Source organism: Kitasatospora sp. NPDC050463 (genome assembly GCF_040655255.1).
GTDB lineage: Bacteria > Actinomycetota > Actinomycetes > Streptomycetales > Streptomycetaceae > Kitasatospora.
In genome coordinates this window covers 1-17,918 of record NZ_JBFAJO010000024.1, presented here as the reverse complement: position 1 = coordinate 17,918, position 17,918 = coordinate 1, and the positions used below count along the sequence as shown (strand labels likewise).

General features: G+C 75.8%; 5 protein-coding genes. All 5 read right to left on the bottom strand.

Features of this window, described 5'->3' with window-relative positions; translation table 11 throughout:
- Window positions 1–86 precede the first annotated feature (86 nt).
- On the bottom strand, window positions 87–599 hold the full coding sequence (locus AB0J08_RS17310; protein WP_360633980.1) for an SRPBCC family protein: 513 nt from the start codon (window positions 597–599) through the stop codon (window positions 87–89).
- A gap of 86 nt (window positions 600–685) precedes the next feature.
- On the bottom strand, window positions 686–1,372 hold the full coding sequence (locus AB0J08_RS17305; protein ID WP_360633977.1) for a class I SAM-dependent methyltransferase: 687 nt from the start codon (window positions 1,370–1,372) through the stop codon (window positions 686–688).
- Between the two features lie 94 nt (window positions 1,373–1,466).
- The gene (locus AB0J08_RS17300; RefSeq protein WP_360633974.1) at window positions 1,467–8,564 is read right to left on the bottom strand and encodes a beta-ketoacyl synthase N-terminal-like domain-containing protein; all 7,098 of its coding nucleotides are present in this window, start codon (window positions 8,562–8,564) and stop codon (window positions 1,467–1,469) included.
- Between the two features lie 67 nt (window positions 8,565–8,631).
- Window positions 8,632–14,253 (bottom strand): SDR family NAD(P)-dependent oxidoreductase, encoded by a 5,622-nt coding sequence (locus AB0J08_RS17295; RefSeq protein ID WP_360633971.1) that lies wholly within the window; start codon window positions 14,251–14,253, stop codon window positions 8,632–8,634.
- A 26-nt stretch (window positions 14,254–14,279) separates the two neighbouring features.
- A partial coding sequence (locus tag AB0J08_RS17290) for an SDR family NAD(P)-dependent oxidoreductase (RefSeq protein WP_360633968.1) occupies window positions 14,280–17,918 on the bottom strand: 3,639 nt, incomplete at its 5' end.

Genomic DNA, 17,918 nt, shown 5'->3' with positions numbered 1-17,918 from the left:
GGGTTCCGGGCTTTCGGGCTTTCGGAGGGCTCGGCGGTCCGTGGGTTCCGTGGGTGCCGTGGGCAGGGGTGGCAGGGGCGGCGGGGTCAGTCGCGCTCGGAGCGGGGCAGCCCGGCCATGTAGGCGGGCAGGCCGTCGATGTGCGAGCGGCCGGTGGGGCCGAAGAAGAAGCGGTCCAGCGGGCCCTGGAGGAACGACCACGGGCGGTTCAGCTCGGCCGCCCAGCGCCAGCTGAACCGGGCACCGTTCTCGGTGGGTTCGACGACGTAGTCCTCCACCAGGTGGCGGAAGATCGGGCGGGTCGCCCCGGTCGCGGTGAAGGTCTTGCGGGTGCCCTCCTCCCAGCGGTAGAAGCGCTCGCGCAGGACGAGGTCGCTCTCCATCTCGATCTCCCGGGTGGTGCCGACGCCGAACGGCCGCGGCGAGGTCCAGGTGAGCCGTCGCATCCCCTTGGTCCAGCTGGACACGCCGTCGCCGGTCAGGGCCGCCCAGGTCTCCTCCGCGGAGTGCGGCACCTCGACGGAACGGGCGTGGTACAGCGGGGCCGTGGCGAACAGCGAGTCGTCGGCCTCCTCGATCGGATACCAGCGTGCGGCCATGGCGGCGGGTCCTTTCCGGAACGGTTCTGGGTGGCGCGGGCGGTTCTGGGGTGGCGCGGGCGGTTCTGGGGTGGCGCGGGCGGGCGTCAGGCCTTGCGGGCCCGGAAGAGGCCGACGGAGCCGCGGGTGACCAGGTCGAAGTCGTCGAAGTTCTCCTTGAGCTGGTCGCGCAGGTCCGCCAGGTCGTCCTGGTCGTTGTGGAAGACGCCCTTGGCGTTGAGGTTGTTCATCAGCCAGCGGCCGGCGCCCGTGACCGGGACGCCCGAGGACAGCACCGTGCTGCCGAACACCGTGCCCCCGGGCCGGACGGCAGCGGCCGCGTGCCGGATCGCCACGCCCTTCTCGCGCAGGCTGCCGGGGATGCAGTGCAGCAGGAAGCTGAGGGCGGCCGAGTCCTGGCTCCCCTCCTCCACCGGCAGCGGCTCCAGGGCGTTGGCGACCACCTTGGTGGTCCGGTGGTGCGCGAGCCGCTCCGCCGTGAAGTCGAGTGTGGCCGGGTTGAGGTCGGCCAGGGTGATGTGCGGGTTCGAGACCGGGAACCTGGTGTGCGACAGCAGGTAGCCGGTTCCGACGCCGATCTCCAGGTGCTTCGCGCCGACGCAGGTGTTGTACATCTGCAGGAAGTTCTTCGGCGAGCAGCGCCAGAACAGCGGGGCGCTGCCGCGGAACACGATCAGGTCGTAGAAGGTCAGCGCACGGCGGTGGTAGGGGGCCTGGCCGTCCAGGACGGCCTGGTCCACGGAGCCGGGCTCGGGGCTGTGGTCGGTGCTCATGGTCTGCTCACCCTCGGTCGGGAACGGATTCAAGGTGCGGTGCGGTGTGGTGCGGAGGGGACGGTGTGGTCGGGGACGGTGCGGGGCCGGACGGTCAGGTGGACGGCCCGGTGAGGTGGTCGAGGACGGCCCGCATGGTGGCGGGTCCGTGCTCCCCGGTCATGGTGAAGTGGTTGCCGGACACCTCGGCCTCGGTGTGCGGGACCGGCCAGCAGGCCTGCCAGCCGGTGGCCGGGAAGCCGGGCAGTGGCCGGTCCGCGCGGAACTGGAGCGTCGGGGTGGCGAGAGGCTGCGGCTCCCAGGCCTCGAAGAGCCGGGCGTAGCCGCCCGTCGCGGTGAGGCAGGTGTCGTCCAGCAGCTGATCCGGCGTGAGGCGCCCGTCCGCCAGCTGACGGGCGATCTCCGCCTGGATGCGGGGGAGCGTCGCACTGCCGGGCCGGTAGCTGTCCAGCAGGACGAGCGCGGTGGGGGAGGTGCCGAGCTTCTCCAGGTGGGCCGCCACCGCGTGCGCGATCCAGCCGCCGGCGGAGTGGCCCAGGAGCGCGAAGGGCTGCCCGGCGGCCAGCCGTTCGACATCCTCGGCGTGCAGGCGCACCAGCGCGTCGAGGTCGGCGGGCAGCGGCTCGCCCGCGACGAAACCGGGGGCGGGCAGCGCCCACAGCTCGTGGCGGTCGCGGGCCGCGGCGGCCAGCCGGGCGTACTGGTGGGCGCCGGACCGGGTGGCGAAGGAGGGGAAGCAGAAGAACCGCGGCGCCGCCGGGCCGTGGGCGAGGCGGACCGGAGCCGGGCGGGCGGCAGGGTCCGGCGAGGAGTCGAAGGTCTCCCTGAACCGGGAGGCGGCCGCGAGGAGCTCGCCGAACTCGGCGAACCGGCCGAGCTCGGCGGCGCGTGGCGCCAGCGAGGCCAGCAGGCCGTCGACCGGTGTGTCCGGCGAGGCGGGGGCGGCGTCCAGCTCGGTCCGCAGCCGGGCGATGAGCGCGTCGAGCGTGGGGTGCTCGAACACCGCGGTAGGGGGCAGGGCGAGACCGGTGGCTGCCAGCAGCGCCGTGCTCAGCTCGGTCGCGGCCAGTGAGTCGAACCCCAGCTCCGGCAGGCTCAGATCGGTCTCCAGCTCGTCGGCGGAGGTGTGACCGAGCGCGGCGGCGACCTGGTCGGCGACCAACTCCCTGAGAGCGGCGTCACGTTCGGCCGGGCCGAGGGCGGCGAGCCGCTCGCGCAGCCGGGCGGGGGCGTCCGCGTCGGCCGGTCGGACTGCCGCCGGTGTGAGGCCGAGGTCATCCGGTGCGAGGCCGTCCTGCGGTGTGGGGCCGGGCCCGTCCGGTCGGGGCGCCGGGGAGGCGTCGGGCCAGAACCGGCGGTGCTGGAACGCGTAGGTGGGCAGGGCGACGGGGCGCGCCCCGGGGTGGGCGAGCACGGCCTCCCAGTCGACCGGGATCCCGCGGACGTGGACGTGCGCGAGCGCCGTCAGCGCGCTCTCCGACTCCGGTCGGCCGCGCCGCAGCAGCGGCACCGCCGCCGGGGCGGGCGCACGGTCGGCCAGCGCCTCCCGGGTCAGGGCGGACAGGACACCGCCGGGGCCGAGTTCGAGGAAGGTGGTCACGCCGTCCGCCGCCATCCGGCGTACGCCGTCGTGGAACCGGACCGTCTCCCGGATGTGTCGCACCCAGTACTCCGGCGTGCCCACCTGTTCGGCGGTGGCCTGCTCGCCGGTCAGGTTCGACAGGAGCCGGATCCGCGGCGGCCGGTACGTCAGCTCGCCCGCCACCTCGTGGAAGCGTGCCAGCACACCGTCCATCAGCGGCGAGTGGAACGCCCGGGTGACCCGCAGCCGCCTGGTCCGGCAGCCGCGCGCGGCGAGCACGGCCGCGACCTCGTCGACGGCCTCGGCCAGGCCGGACAGCACGACGGCGCGCGGCCCGTTGACGGCGGCGACGCCGAGCTGCTCCTCCCGGCCCGTCAGCAGCGCCAGCACCTCGTCCTCGGCCGCCTCCACGGCCACCATCGCGCCCCCGGCCGGTGTGGCCTGCATCAGCCGACCGCGGGCCGCGACCAGCCGGCAGGCGTCCTGCGGAGTCAGTACGCCGGCCGCGCAGGCCGCCGTCAGTTCGCCGATCGAGTGGCCACCGACGTAGTCGGGCGTCACGCCCCAGGATTGGAGGAGGCGGAACGCGGCCAGGCCGACGGCGAAGAGCCCGGCCTGGGTGAACACCGTCTCGTCGAGCAGGGCCGCCTCGGGGCTGCCCTGCGGGGCGAACAGGACGTCGCGCAGCGCGGGGCGCCCGGGCACGGCGAGCTGGTGGTCCAGCAGCTCGCACACCTCGTCCAGGGCCCGCGCGAAGACGGGGTGCGCCGCGTGGAGGCCGCGGCCCATGCCGGGCGACTGGCTGCCCTGGCCGGGGAAGAGGAAACCGACCCGGCCGGCCGCCGCCGTACCCCGGACCAGGCCCGGCGCGGCCGTACCCGCCGCCAGTGCGGCCAGGCCGGCGTCCAGATCGTCGAGGTCGCGGCCGAGCAGAACGGCCCGGTGCGAGAGGGTGGAGCGGGTGAGCGCCAGCGAGCGTCCGACGGCGGCGGGGGCGAGGCCGGGCACGTCGTCGAGGTGTGCGCGCAGGCGCTCCGCCTGGCCGCGCAGGGCGGCCTCGCCGCGCGCCGAGACGGGCCAGAGGACGAGCGGCCGGTGCTCGGCCGACGGTACGTCGGCCGGGGACCCGGGCGCCGACCGGGTGGCTGCGGCGGTGTCGGTGGCCGCCGGGAGGAGCGGGCCCCCGGGCTCCTCCGGGGCCGGTTCCACGGGCGCCGCCGGAGCCTGTTCGAGGACGACGTGGGCGTTGGTGCCGCTGATGCCGAAGGCGGAGACGCCGGCGCGGCGGGGGCGGCCGTACTCCGGCCAGGCCACCGACTCCGTGAGCAGGGCGATCGCGCCCGAGCCCCAGTCCACGTGCGGGGTGGGGGCGTCGGTGTGCAGCGTGGGCGGCAGGACGCCGTGCTCCATCGCCATCACCATCTTGATCACGCCGGCCATCCCGGCGGCGGCCGCGGTGTGGCCGATGTTCGACTTCACCGAGCCCAGCCGGAGCGGCCGTTCGGCCGGCCGGCCCCGCCCGTACGTCGCCAGCAGCGCCTCGGCCTCGATCGGGTCCCCGAGCGGCGTTCCCGTCCCGTGCGCCTCGACCGCGTCCACCTCGTCGGCGGTCAGCCGGGCGTTGGCCAGCGCCTGCCGGATGACCCGCTGCTGGGCGGGGCCGTTCGGGGCGGCCAGGCCGTTGCTGGCGCCGTCCTGGTTGGTGGCCGAGCCGCGGACCACGGCGAGCACCGGGTGTCCGTTGCGGCGGGCGTCGGACAGCCGCTCCAGCAGCAGCACGCCCGCCCCCTCGCCCCAGGCGGTGCCGTCGGCCGCGGCGGCGAAGGGCTTGCAGCGCCCGTCCGGGGCCAGGCCCCGCTGCCGGCTGAAGCCGATGAACGCCTGCGGTGTGGACAACACGGTGACGGCGCCCGCGAGGGCGAGCGTGCTCTCGCCCGACCGCAGTGACTGGCAGGCCAGGTGGATGGCGACCAGGGAGGACGAGCAGGCGGTGTCCACCGTGACGGCCGGGCCCTCCAGCCCGTACGTGTAGGCGAGCCGGCCGGAGAGGACGCTGGCCGCGTTGCCGGTCAGCAGGTACCCCTCCAGGCCGTCCGCCGATCCCTGCGCCAGCAGGTGGTAGTCCTGGCCGGAGCTGCCGGCGAACACGCCGGTGCTGGTGCCGCGGACCGATGCCGGGTCGATGCCGGCCCGTTCGAAGACCTCCCAGGAGGTCTCCAGCAGCAGCCGCTGCTGCGGGTCCATGGCGAGGGCCTCGCGCGGGCCGATCCCGAAGAAGGCGGCGTCGAAGCCGTCCGCGTCGTGCAGGAAGCCGCCCTCGCGGGCGTACGTGCGGCCGGGGCGGTCCGGGTCGGGGTCGTAGAGGTTGTCGAGGTCCCAGCCCCGGTTCGCGGGGAACGGCGTGATGGCGTCCCGGCCGTCCGCGACCAGCCCCCAGAGCTGTTCGGGACTGCGGACCTCGCCCGGGTAGCGGCAGGCCATGGCGACGATGGCGATCGGCTCGTCGTTGCCGACGGCCGATGCCGGCGCGGGCGGCGTGTCGGCGGGCTCGGCCGCGGTGTCGAGGAGCCGGCCGTGCAGGTGGCGGCTCAGGGCCTCGGGCGTCGGGTGGTCGAAGGCGACGGCGGCCGGGAGCCGCAGGCCGGTGGCGGCGTTCAGCCGGTTGCGCAGTTCCACGGCGGTGAGCGAGACGAACCCCAGCTCGTGGAAGGAGCGCGTGGGCGCGATCGGATCGTCGAGGCCCAGGACGGCGGTCGCGTGGGACCGCACGAGGTCGGACAGCAGCTGCTCGCGGTCGGGCTCGGACAGTCCGTCGAGCCGCCGCCGCAGTTCGGCCCCCGCGGACGCCGCGGCGCGGTCGTCGGGCTCGGTGACCGGGGTGCCGGTACCCGTGGTGTCCACCCAGTAGCGGCGCCGCCGGAAGGGGTAGGTGGGGAGGTCGGGGTGGTGGCCGGGGCGGACGAGTGGGGTCCAGTCGACGGGGGTGCCGTGGGCGTGGAGGTGGGCGGCGGAGGTGAGCAGCCGGGTCCAGCCGTCTTCGTCGCGGCGCAGGGTGCCGGTGACGACCGCCGGGTGGTCGGTGGTGTCGAGGGTGTCCTCGATGGCGGGGGTGAGGACGGGGTGGGGGCTGGTTTCGATGAAGGTGCGGTGGCCGTTTTCGGCGAGGGCGTGGACTGCCTGTTGGAAGAGGACCGGCTGGCGAAGGTTGGTGTACCAGTAGTCGGCGTCGAGGGTGGTGGTGTCGGTGAGTTGGGCGGTGACGGCCGACATGAAGGGGATGGTGGCGGCCGCGGGCTTGATGTCTGCGAGGTCGGCGAGGAGTTGTTCGCGCAGGGCCTCCACCTGGGGGGAGTGGGAGGCGTAGTCGACGGGGATGGTGCGGGCGCGGGCGCCGTTGTTCCTGGCCTGGTCGACGACGGCGTGGACGGCGGTGACGGTGCCGGCGATGACGGTGTGGCTGGGGCCGTTGACGGCGGCGATGCTCACCTCACCCCGGTGCGGCGTCAGGAGCGGTTCGACCTGCGAGGCGGGCAGCGCGACGCTGGCCATGGTTCCGGTACCGGCCAGGGTGGTGATCGCCTTGGCGCGGAGGGCGACGATGCGGGCGGCGTCTTCCAATGTGAGGGCGCCGGCGATGTGGGCGGCGGCTATTTCGCCTTGGGAGTGGCCGAGGACGGCGTCGGGGTGGACGCCGAGGGTCTGCCAGAGGCGGGCGAGGGAGACCATGACGGCGAAGAGGGCGGGTTGGACGACGTCGACGCGGGTGAGGTCGTCGTTGCCGCGCAGGACGTCGGTGAGGGACCAGTCGACGTGCGGGGCGAGTGCGGTTTCGCAGTGGGCTATCGACTCGGCGAACACGGTTGAGGTGTCCAGGAGTTCGGCGCCCATGCCGATCCATTGGGAGCCCTGGCCGGGGAAGACGAAGACGGTCCGGCCGGGGTCCTCGGTGGTGCCGGCCGGGGTTTCCTCGCCGGCGAGGGCGGTGAGCTGGGTGAGGAGTTCGTGGGGGGTGCGGCCGAGGGCGACGGCGCGGTGGTCGAGGGTGGCGCGTCCGGTGAGCAGGGTGTGTCCGACGGCGTGCAGGTCGGTGTCGGGGTGGTCGCGGAGGAAGTCGGCGAGCTGTGCGGCGTGTGCGCGCAGGGACTGCGGTTCGCGGGCGGAGAGCACCCACGGGACGACGGGGGAGGGCGAGTCGGCGACGGTGGTCTCGTCCTCGGCCGGCGGGGCCTCCTCCAGGATGACGTGCGCGTTCGTCCCGCTCGCTCCGAACGCCGACACCCCGGCGCGTCGGGCGCGCTGGCCGGCCGGCCACGCCCGGTTCTCGGTGAGCAGTTCGACCGCGCCGGCGCTCCAGTCCACGTGCGGCGTCGGCTCGGCCACGTGCAGCGTCCGCGGCAGCATGCCGTGCTGCATCGCCATCACCATCTTGATCACGCCGGCCACGCCCGCCGCGGCCTGGGTGTGGCCGATGTTGGACTTCACCGAGCCGAGCCACAAGGGCTGTTCGGTGCCCCGCTCCTGGCCGTAGGTGGCGAGCAGGGCCTGTGCCTCGATCGGGTCGCCCAGCGTGGTTCCCGTCCCGTGCGCCTCCACCGCGTCGATGTCCGCCGCCGAGAGCCGGGCGTTGTCGAGCGCCGTGCGGATCACGCGCTGCTGCGAGGGCCCGTTGGGAGCCGTGAGCCCGTTGGAGGCGCCGTCCTGGTTGACCGCGCTGCCGCGGATCACCGCGAGTACCCGGTGCCCGTTGCGCCGCGCGTCGGAGAGCCGCTCCAGCAGCAGGACGCCGGCGCCCTCGCCCCAGCCGGTGCCGTCCGCGGCGGCTGCGAAGGCCTTGCACCGTCCGTCCGGTGCCAGGCCGCGCTGGCGGCTGAACTCGACGAACATGCCCGGCGAGGCCATCACCGCGGCCCCGCCCGCGAGTGCCGTCGTGCACTCCCCGCGGCGCAGCGACTGGCAGGCCAGGTGCAGGGCGACCAGCGAGGACGAGCACGCGGTGTCCACCGTGATCGCGGGGCCTTCCAGCCCGAACACGTAGGAGAGCCGGCCCGAGATGACGCTCGCCGCGCCGCCGGAGAGGAGGTACCCCTCCAGGCTGTCGGTGGCCCGCTGGGCGAGCGCGGCGTAGTCGACCTGCCCGGCGCCCATGAAGACGCCGGTGCTGCTCCCGCGCAGCGTGGCCGGGTCGATGCCGGCCCGTTCGAAGGCCTCCCAGGAGGTCTCCAGCAGCAGCCGCTGCTGCGGGTCCATGGCGAGGGCCTCGCGCGGGCCGATGCCGAAGAACCCGGCGTCGAACCGGTCCGCGCCCGCCACGAAGCCGCCCTCGCGGGCATAGGTGTGGCCGGTGCGGTCGGGGTCGGGGTCGTACAGCGCCTCGACGTCCCAGCCGCGGTCGGCGGGGAACGGCGTGACGGCGTCCCGCCCGTCCGCGACCAGCTGCCACAGCCGCTCGGCCGAGTCGGCGCCGCCGGGGAAGCGGCAGGCCATGCCGACGACTGCGATCGGCTCGCCCGTGACGGACTCCATCTCCTGGAGCCGCCGGCGGGTCTCGTGCAGATCGGCGGTCACCCGCTTGAGGAAGTGGCGGAGCTTGTCCTCGGTCTCGCTGGCCACAGTGGCGCAACCCCTTCGGATCGGACAGGAACAGGACGGACGGCCGGCACGGTGGCCGGCGGGCGGGTCAGGAGATGCCGAGCTCGTTGGTGATGAAGTCGAAGACCTCGTCGTCGTCGGCCGAGTCCAACTCCAGTTCGGCTACGGGTGATTCGCCTGCGGTCGAACCGTGCTGGTCACTCCACCGGGCGGCCAGGACACGCAGCCGGCCGGCGATCCTCGCCCGGTCCGGGTGGTCGGCGCCGACCCCGCCGAGGACGGCTTCGAGGCGTTCCAGCTCCGCCAGCACCGGCGTGGCCGACGGCGCTCCCTCGCGCGGGAGCTCCGCGTCGAGGTACCGGGCCAGCTCCGCCGCCGTCGGATAGTCGAACACCAGCGTCGACGGCAGTCGCAGGCCGGTGGCGGTGGTCAGGCGGTTGCGCAGCTCCACGGCGGTGAGCGAGTCGAAGCCGAGGTCGCCGAAGGCCCGGTCCGCTCCCACCGGGGCGGCGTCCGAGTGGCCGAGCACGACCGCCACCTGAGCGCGCACCAGGTCGAGCAGGGCGCGTGCGCGGTCGTCCCCGGACAGTCCGGCCAACCGCCGCTTCAGGCCTTCCGCCGCCCCGGCGTCCGGCCGGTTGCCGGGCCCGGAGGCCGGGCCGGCCAGCCCGCGCAGCAGCGGTGGGAGGTCGGCGCCGGCCCGGCGCAGCGCGGCGACGTCCAGCCGGACCGGCAGCACCGTCGGGTCGGCCCCGGCGATCGCCGTGTCGAACAGGGCGAGGCCGTCCTGCGGGGTGAGCGGCCGGACGCCCGCGCGCCGCATCCGGCCGAGCGTGGCCTCGTCGAGCGCGCCCGCCATGCCGGTCTCCTGCTCCCACAGGCCCCAGGCCAGCGACCGGGCGGGTAGGCCCTGCGCGGCGCGGTGCTGGGCGAGCGCGTCGAGGAAGGCATTGGCGGCGGTGTAGCCGCCCTGGCCGGCGCCGCCGAGGGTGGCCGTCGCGGAGGAGAAGAGGACGAACGCGGCGAGTCCGGCGTCGCGGGTGAGCTCGTGCAGGTGCCAGGCGGCGTCCGCCTTCGGGCGGAGCGCGGCGTCGAACCGCTCCTCGTCGAGCGAGGCCAGCGCGCCGTCCACCGCCACGCCGGCGGCGTGGACGACGGCGGTGAGCGGGTGGTCGGCCGGGATGCCGGCGAGGGCCTTGGCGAGGTCGTCGCGGTCGGCGGTGTCGCAGGCGGTGACCGTCACCCGGGCGCCCAGCGCGGTGAGTTCGGCGGTCAGCTCGGCGGCGCCGGGGGCCTCGGGGCCGCGTCGGCCGAGCAGCAGCAGGTGCTTCGTTCCGTACGCGGTGACCAGGTGTCGGGCCACCAGCGCGCCGAGCGCGCCCGTGCCACCGGTGATCAGCACCGTGCCGTCGGGGTCGGGGGCGACGGCCGGTGCGGGCGCTGCAGGGCGGGCCCGGACCAGGCGGGGGGCCAGTACGGCGCCCGCGCGCTGGGCGAGCTGCGGCTCGTCGCCCGTGGCCGCCCGGCGGAACGCCCCGGCGGTGTCCGTGCCGCCGTCGAGGTCGAGCAGGACGAAGCGGTTCGGGTGCTCGGCCTGGGCGGCCCGGGCGAGGCCCCAGAGCGGCGCCTGGGCGAGGTTCGGCACGTCCCCGTCGCGGCCGGCGGCCACCGCGCCGCGGGTCACCAGGACCAGGCGGGAGCCGGCGAAGCGGTCGTCCGCGACCCAGGCCGTCAGTGCCGCCCACGCCCGGTGCACGGCCGTGCGGACCGCTGCGGGGAGATCGCCCGTGGTGTCCGGGAGGGTCAGGAAGACCGCGTCCGGCACCGGCAGTCCGGCGGTGACGGCCTCGCCGAGTGCCGCGAGGTCCGGGTACCGGTCGAGGTCCGGGTACCCGGCGGCGTCGCCGAGGACGGCCCAGCGTCCGTCGACCGGCTCGGTCGCCGGAGCGGGCGACCACTCGACGCGGAACAGCGCGTCGGCGGGACCGGTCCGGGACGCCGCACGCAGCTGCTCGACCGAGACCGGCCGGGCCCGCAGCGAGGCGACCGAGGCCACCGGCGCTCCGCTCCCGTCGGCCACCTGGAGGGACATCGCCTGCGGGCCGCCCGGGGCCAGCCGCAGCCGCAGGACGGCCGCACCGGGGCGGTGCAGGCGCACGCCGTTCCAGGCGAAGGGCAGCAGCACCTCGCCCCCGGTGTTCCCGACCAGGCCCGCGTGCAGAGCGGCGTCGAGCAGGGCCGGGTGCACGCCGTACCCGCCGGCCTGGGCCCGCTCCGGCTCCGGCAGGGCGACCTCGCCGTACACCTCCGTGCCCGCGCGCCACATCGCCCGCAGGCCGCGGAACGCGGGGCCGTAGACGAACCCGTCGTGGGCGACGGACGGGTAGAAGCCGTCGAGGTCCACCGGCTCGGCGCCCTCGGGAGGCCACACCCCGGCCGGGTCCCAGCCGTCGGTGCCGTCGTCCGCGGTGCTGTCGTCGTCCGTAGTGCTGGTGGAGAGCGTGCCGGCGGCGTGCCTGGTCCAGGCCTCCTCGCCGTCCGGTCGTGAGTGGACGCCGATCGGCCGCCGGCCCGCCGCATCGGCCTCGCCGACCACCAGCTGCACCTGCACCGCGCCGTCCTCGGGCAGGATCAGCGGCGCCTCCTGGTCCAGCTCCTCGATCGTCGTGCAACCCGTCAGGTGCGCCGCGTGCAGGGCCAGCTCCAGGTAGGCGGTGCCGGGCACCACCACGGAGCCCAGCACGACGTGGTCGGCGAGCCAGCGGTGCGAGCGGGTCGACAGCCGCCCGGTGAGGATCAGCCCGCCGCCGTCGGCCGGGGTGACGGCGGCGCCGAGCAGCGGGTGCCCGGCCGGGGTCACACCCAGGCCGGTCGCCCCGGCGGCCGTGCCCGCGGGCCCGGCGACGGAGTCCAGCCAGTACCGCTCGCCCTGGAACGCGTACGTCGGCAGGTCCACCCGATGCGCGGCCGGCCCGGCGAGGGCCGTGAGATAGGCCGGCCAGTCGACCGGGACGCCCCGCACGTGCGCGTGGGCGACGGCGGCGAGCACGGTGTCCGGCTCCGGGCGGCCCCGGCGCAGCAGCGGCACCGCCGCGATGTCCGCCGCGCGCTCGCCCGCGCTCTGCTGGGTCATGGCGGACAGCACGCCGTCCGGGCCCAGCTCCAGGAAGGCCGTCACGCCTTGCCCGAGCAGGTGCTGGACGCCGTCGTGGAACCGGACCGTCTCCCGGATGTGCCGCACCCAGTACTCGGCGGTGCTGAGCTGCCCGGCGGCCACCGGCCGGCCGGTCAGGTTGGAGACGACGGGGATGGTGGGCTCGTGCAGCGTCACCCCGTCGAGCACCGTGCGGAATTGGTCGAGCATCCCCTCCATGCGCGGGGAGTGGAAGGCGTGACTGACGGCGAGCCGCTTGGTGCGGCGGCCCTCGGCGCTCAGCCGTTCGGCGATCTCCGCCACCGCCTCCTCGTCGCCGGAGACCACCACGGACCGGGGGCCGTTGACGGCGGCGATGCCCACCGGGCGGGCGCTGTCCGCGAGCAGCCCGGCGACCTCCTCCTCCGTCGCCTCGACCGCCACCATCGCGCCGCCGGGCGGGAGTTGCTGCATCAGACGGCCGCGGGCGGAGACCACCGTCACCGCGTCCTCCAGTGAGAACACCCCGGCCGCGTGGGCCGCCGCCAGCTCGCCGATCGAGTGCCCGAGCAGGAAGTCCGGTCGCAGGCCCCAGGATTCGGTCAGCCGGAACAGCGCCACCTCCAGCGCGAAGAGGGCGGCCTGGGCGAACGCCGTCCCGTCGAGCTGGGCCGCCCCGGGCGAGCCCTCGGCGAGCAGCGCCTCGCGGACCGGCAGACCGCTCCGCTCCGTCAGCAGGGCGCAGACCCGGTCCAGCTCGGCGGCGAACACCGGGAAGCGGCGGTGCAGTTCGCGTCCGGCGCCGGCCCGCTGCGCACCCTGGCCGGTGAACAGCAGGGCCAGCTTGCCGGTGCGGGCGCTGGCCGGGCCCCGGACGACCTGCGGTGCGTCGTCGGCGCGGTGCAGCGCGTCGAGGCCGGCCAGCAGAGCTGCGCGGTCGGTGCCGAGCACCACCGCGCGGTGGTCGAGGCCGGCCCGGGCGGTGGCCAGCGGCCAGGCGATGTCCGCCGGCTCCCAGGCCGGGTTGGCGGCGACGGCGTCGGCGAGCCGCCCGGCCTGGGCGCGCAGCGCCTCCGGCTCGCGGGCGGAGAGCAGCCACGGGGTGGCGGCGGGCTCCGCGCCGGTGGCGGTGGCGGGCGCGGTGGCGGGAGCGTCGGCGGCTGCGTCGGTGGGCGACTCCTCGACGTGCTGCTCCAGGATCACGTGGGCGTTGGTGCCGCTGATCCCGAAGGAGGAGACGGCGGCCCGCCGGGGCCGGCCGGTCGCGGGCCAGTCACGCCGCTCGGTGAGCAGTTCGACCGCGCCCCGGGACCAGTCGACCTGCGGCGTCGGTTCGTCGACGTGCAGGGTGGCCGGCAGGACGCCGTGCCGCATCGCCAGGACCGTCTTGATGATGCCGGCGACCCCCGCGGCGAGCTGGGTGTGGCCGATGTTGGACTTCACCGAGCCGAGCCAGAGCGGCTGTTCGGCGCTGCGCTGCTGCCCGTAGGTGGCGAGCAGGGCCTGCGCCTCGATCGGGTCGCCGAGCCGGGTGCCCGTCCCGTGCGCCTCCACCGCGTCGACGTCCGCCGCCGAGAGCCGGGCGTCGGCCAGCGCCGCCCGGATGACCCGCTGCTGGGCGGGCCCGCTCGGTGCGGTCAGGCCGTTGGAGGCGCCGTCCTGGTTGACGGCCGAGCCGCGCACCACGGCGAGCACCGGGTGACCGAGGCGCCGGGCGTCGGAGAGCCGCTCGACCAGCAGCACGCCGACACCCTCGCCCCAGGCGGTGCCGTCGGCGGCGCCGGCGAACGCCTTGCAGCGGCCGTCCGGGGCCAGGCCCCGTTGGCGGCTGAACTCGATGAACATGTGCGGCGCCGCCATCACCGCAGCCCCGCCGACCAGTGCCATCGAGCACTCGCCGTCGCGCAGGGCCCGGCTCGCCAGGTGCAGGGCGACCAGGGAGGAGGAGCAGGCGGTGTCGACCGTGACGGCCGGGCCCTCCAGCCCGAAGGTGTAGGACAGCCGGCCGGAGGCCACGCTGACGGTGGTGCCGGTCAGCAGGTAGCCCTCGGAACCCTCGGCGCTGCGCGGGTCGGCGGCGTAACCGAGCGGGGACGCGCCGACGAAGACGCCGGTGCTGCTGCCACGGACGGAGGAGGGGTCGATCCCGGCCCGTTCGAAGGCCTCCCAGGAGGTCTCCAGCAGCAGCCGCTGCTGCGGGTCCATGGCGAGGGCCTCGCGCGGGCTGATCCCGAAGAACGCGGCGTCGAACCGGTCCGCGTCCCGGACGAAGCAGCCCTGCCGGACGTAGCTGCGGCCGGGCCGCTCCGGGTCCGGATCGTACAACTCCTCCGTGTCCCAGCCGCGTTCGGCTGGGAAGTCGGAGCGGGCGTCGCGTCCGTCGGCGACCAGGCGCCACAGGTCCTCGGGGCTGCGGACGTCGCCGGGGAACCGGCAGGCCATGCCGACGATCGCGACCGGCTCGTGCCGGGCCTCGGTCAGCCGGTGGTTCTGCTGCTGGAGCCGCTTGGTCTCCTTGAGCGAGATCCGCAGCGCTTCCAGCACCTTGTCCGGTGATGCAGCCTGTGATGCAGCCATCGTTGTTCTCCGCAGTCCGATCGCGATCAGAGGTCAGTGGTGCCGAAAGCCAGGCCGACCAGGTCGTCGGCATCCATGGCGTCGATCTCGTCCAGCTCGCCGTCCAGCTCGTCGTCCGTGCCGGCCGGCGGCGCCTGCGGGACGGTGCCGGCCAGGGCCAGCACCGCGTCGAGCAGCCCGGCGGCGCGCAGCCGGGCCGGCGTGACGGTGGCCAGGAGGCGGCTCACCTCGTCGTCGGGGACCGGCGGGCCGGCCGGCTCCGCCGGGGCCAGCTCGGTGTGCAGCCAGGCGGCCAGTTCGTCCGGCGTCGGGTGGTCGAAGACCAGCGTCGCCGGCAGCTTGAGCCCGGTCGCGGCGTTGAGCCGGTTGCGCAGCTCGACGGCGGTCAGCGAGTCGAAGCCGAGCTGCTTGAAGGCCCGGTCCGGCCGGATCGCCTCGTCCGTGGCGTGGCCGAGCACGACGGCCGCGTTGGCGCGGACCAGCTCCAGCAGGGCACGGGCGCGTTCGGCCGCGGGCAGCGCGGCCAGCCGGCGGGCCGGCGCGGAGTCCCCGCCGCCCGGGCCGGCCGCCACCGCCGGCCGGCCCGGCGCACCGACCAGCCGGCGCAGCAGCGGCGGCACCGAGCCGTTCCGGAAGGCGGTGCGGGCGGCCGCGACATCGAGCTTCATCGCCACCAGCACCGGCTGGTCGGCGTGCAGGGCCGCGCTGAACATCGCCAGGCCGTCGGCGTCGGCGAGCGGGCTCACCCCGGAGCGGCGCAGCCGGGTCAGGTCGTTGGCGTCCAGGTGGCCGGTCATGCCGCTGGCCCGCTCCCACAGGCCCCAGGCGATCGACTGGCCGGGTAGTCCCTCGGCGCGGCGGCGCTGGGCGAGCGCGTCGAGGAAGGTGTTGGCCGCGGCGTAGTTGCCCTGGCCGGGGCCGCCCAGGACGGCGGCCGAGGAGGAGAACAGCACGAACGCGCCGAGGTCCGCGTCCAGGGTCAGTTCGTGCAGGTGCCAGGCGGCGTCCACCTTCGGGCGCAGGACGGCCGCCAGCTGCGCCGGGGTCAGCGAGGCGATCACCGCGTCGTCGAGCACGCCGGCGGCGTGGACGACGGCGGTGAGCGGGTGGTCGGCCGGGATGCCGGCGAGGGCCTTGGCGAGGTCGTCGCGGTCGGCGGTGTCGCAGGCGGTGACCGTCACCCGGGCGCCCAGCGCGGTGAGTTCGGCGGTCAGCTCGGCGGCGCCGGGGGCCTCGAAGCCGCGCCGGCCGAGCAGCAGCAGGTGCTTCGCGCCGTGCTCGGTGACCAGGTGCCGGGCCACCATGGCGCCCAGCACCCCCGTGCCGCCGGTGATCAGGACCGTGCCGTCGGCGTCCCGCCCGGTGGGCATGGTGAGCACCACCTTGCCGACGTGCCGGGCCTGGCTCATGAAACGGAACGCGTCCGTGGCGCGCCGCACGTCCCAGGTCCGCGCCGGGAGCGGCCGGAGCACACCGCGTTCGAACAGCGGCATCAGCTCGGCCGTCATCCGGCCGATCCGGTCGTAGCCGGCCTCGATCAGGTCGAACCAGAGGTAGGAGGTGCCGGGGTGGGCGGCGGTGACCTCGGCCGCGTCGCGGATGTCGGTCTTCCCCATCTCCACGAACCGGCCGCCGTCCGCGACCAGGCGCAGCGAGGCGTCGACGAACTCGTTGGCGAGGGAGTTCAGGACCACGTCCACGCCCCGGCCGCCGGTGGCGTCCCGGACACGCTGCTCGAAGTCGAGGCTCCGGGAGGAGGCGATCCGGTCCTCCGGGATGCCGAGCGCGCGCAGGGTCTCCCACTTGGCCGGGCTCGCCGTGGTGAACACCTCCGCGCCCAGGTGCCGGGCCAGCTGGATCGCGGCCATGCCCACACCACCGGTCGCCGAGTGGATCAGCACCGATTCGCCGGGGGCGAGCCCGGCGAGGTCCACCAGGCCGTAGTAGGCGGTGAGGAAGGCGATCGGTACCGAGGCACCCTCGGTGAACGTCCACTGCGGGGGCAGCGGGACGAGCAGCCGGTGGTCGACGACGGCGACCGGCCCGAACGAGCCGGGCACCATGCCCATCACCCGGTCCCCCGGTGCGAACCCGGCGACGTCGGTGGCGGCCTCCAGCACGACGCCGGCCGCCTCGCCGCCCATCACGTCCTGGTCGACCATGCCCAGCCCGAGCAGGACGTCGCGGAAGTTCATGCCCGCGGCGCGCACGGCCATCCGGACCTGGCCGGGGCCGAGCGGAGCGGCGGCCGCGGGGTGCGGCAGCAGGGCGAGGTTCTCCAGGGTGCCCTTGGCGGTGGTGTCCAGGCGCCAGTGCGGCGTGTCCGCCGGGGGTTCCAGCAGCCGGCCGGCGGCCGCACGGATCAACCGGGGGGCCAGCAGGACGCCCTCCCGTAGGGCGAGTTGAGGTTCGTCGGCGCCGACGGCCCGGGTCAGGGCCCGGGTGAGGAGATCCCCCGGCGCGGTGGCGCGGTCGTCGAGATCGAGCAGGACGAAGCGGCCCGGGTGCTCGGTCTGGGCGGAGCGCAGCAGGCCCCAGAGCGGGGCGTGGACGAGGTCGAGCACAGGCTCGCCGCCGCCGGCGGCCACCGCGCCGCGGGTGAGCAGGACCAGCCGCGAGGCCGCGAAGCGGTCGTCGGCGAGCCACTGCCGCAGGAGCGCCAGCACGTCTTCGGTGACTGCGCGGACGGCGGCGGGCGTGTCGGGCGACGCGGGGCCGGTGCAGGTGACCAGGACGGCGTCGGGCACGGCCGCGCCGGCCGTGACGGCCTCCGCGAGGGCGGGCAGATCGGCGTACTCGCCGAGCCGGAGACCGTCGGACAGTGCGAGGCGATCGGTGCCGAGCAGCACCCAGCGGCCGGTCGGCGCCTCGGGAGAGGCCGGCAGCTCGGTCCACTCCACCCGCAGCAGCGGGTTCGCGCCGCCGTCGCGGGCCGCCCGCACCTGGTCCCGGTCCACCGGGCGACTCGTCAGTGAGGCCACCCGGGCCACGGGGGCGCCGGTCGCGTCGGCCACCGAGAGTGCCAGCCCGTCGGAGCCGGTGGGCGTCAGCCTGACCCGCAGCTCGGTCGCGCCGGTGGCGTGGAGCGTGACGCCGGTCCACGAGAACGGCAGCCGTACCTCGCCGGGCGAGGCGGCGGCAGCAGCGTGCAGGGCGGCGTCCAGCAGGGCGGGGTGCAGGCCGAACCGCGCGGCGGCCTCGTGCTGGTCCTGCGGCAGCCGCACCTCGGCGAGCAGGTCCTCGCCCTGCCGCCAGAGTGCCCGCAGGCCCTGGAACGCCGGACCGTAGCCCAGGCCGTCCTCGGCCAGGCGAGGGTAGAGGTCCTCGACGTCCACCGCGACGGCGCCGGCCGGGGGCCAGGCGGCGAGGTCCCAGGCCGGCCGCTCGGCGCCGGTGGCCAGTACGCCGGTCGCGTGGCGGGCCCAGGGGGCGTCGGGGCCGTTGGGAGCGTCGGGGGCGTCGGGCGCGGAGTGGATGGAGAAGTTCCGGCGGCCGTCGTCGTCCGGCGCGCCGACGCGGACCTGGAGGCGGACGGCGCCGTCCGCCGGGAGCAGCAGCGGGGCCTGGAGGGTGAGTTCTTCGAGGTGCTCGCACCCGGTGTGGTCGCCGGCGTGGAGGGCGAGTTCGAGGAGGGCGGTGCCGGGGAGGAGTGGGGTGTTCCAGAC

Excerpts from the sequence above, each read along its gene's own strand:
- AB0J08_RS17310 (WP_360633980.1), bottom strand. The coding sequence starts at position 599 with ATGGCCGCACGCTGGTATCCGATCGAGGAGGCCGACGACTCGCTGTTC.
- AB0J08_RS17305 (WP_360633977.1), bottom strand. The coding sequence starts at position 1,372 with ATGAGCACCGACCACAGCCCCGAGCCCGGCTCCGTGGACCAGGCCGTC.
- AB0J08_RS17295 (WP_360633971.1), bottom strand. The coding sequence starts at position 14,253 with ATGGCTGCATCACAGGCTGCATCACCGGACAAGGTGCTGGAAGCGCTG.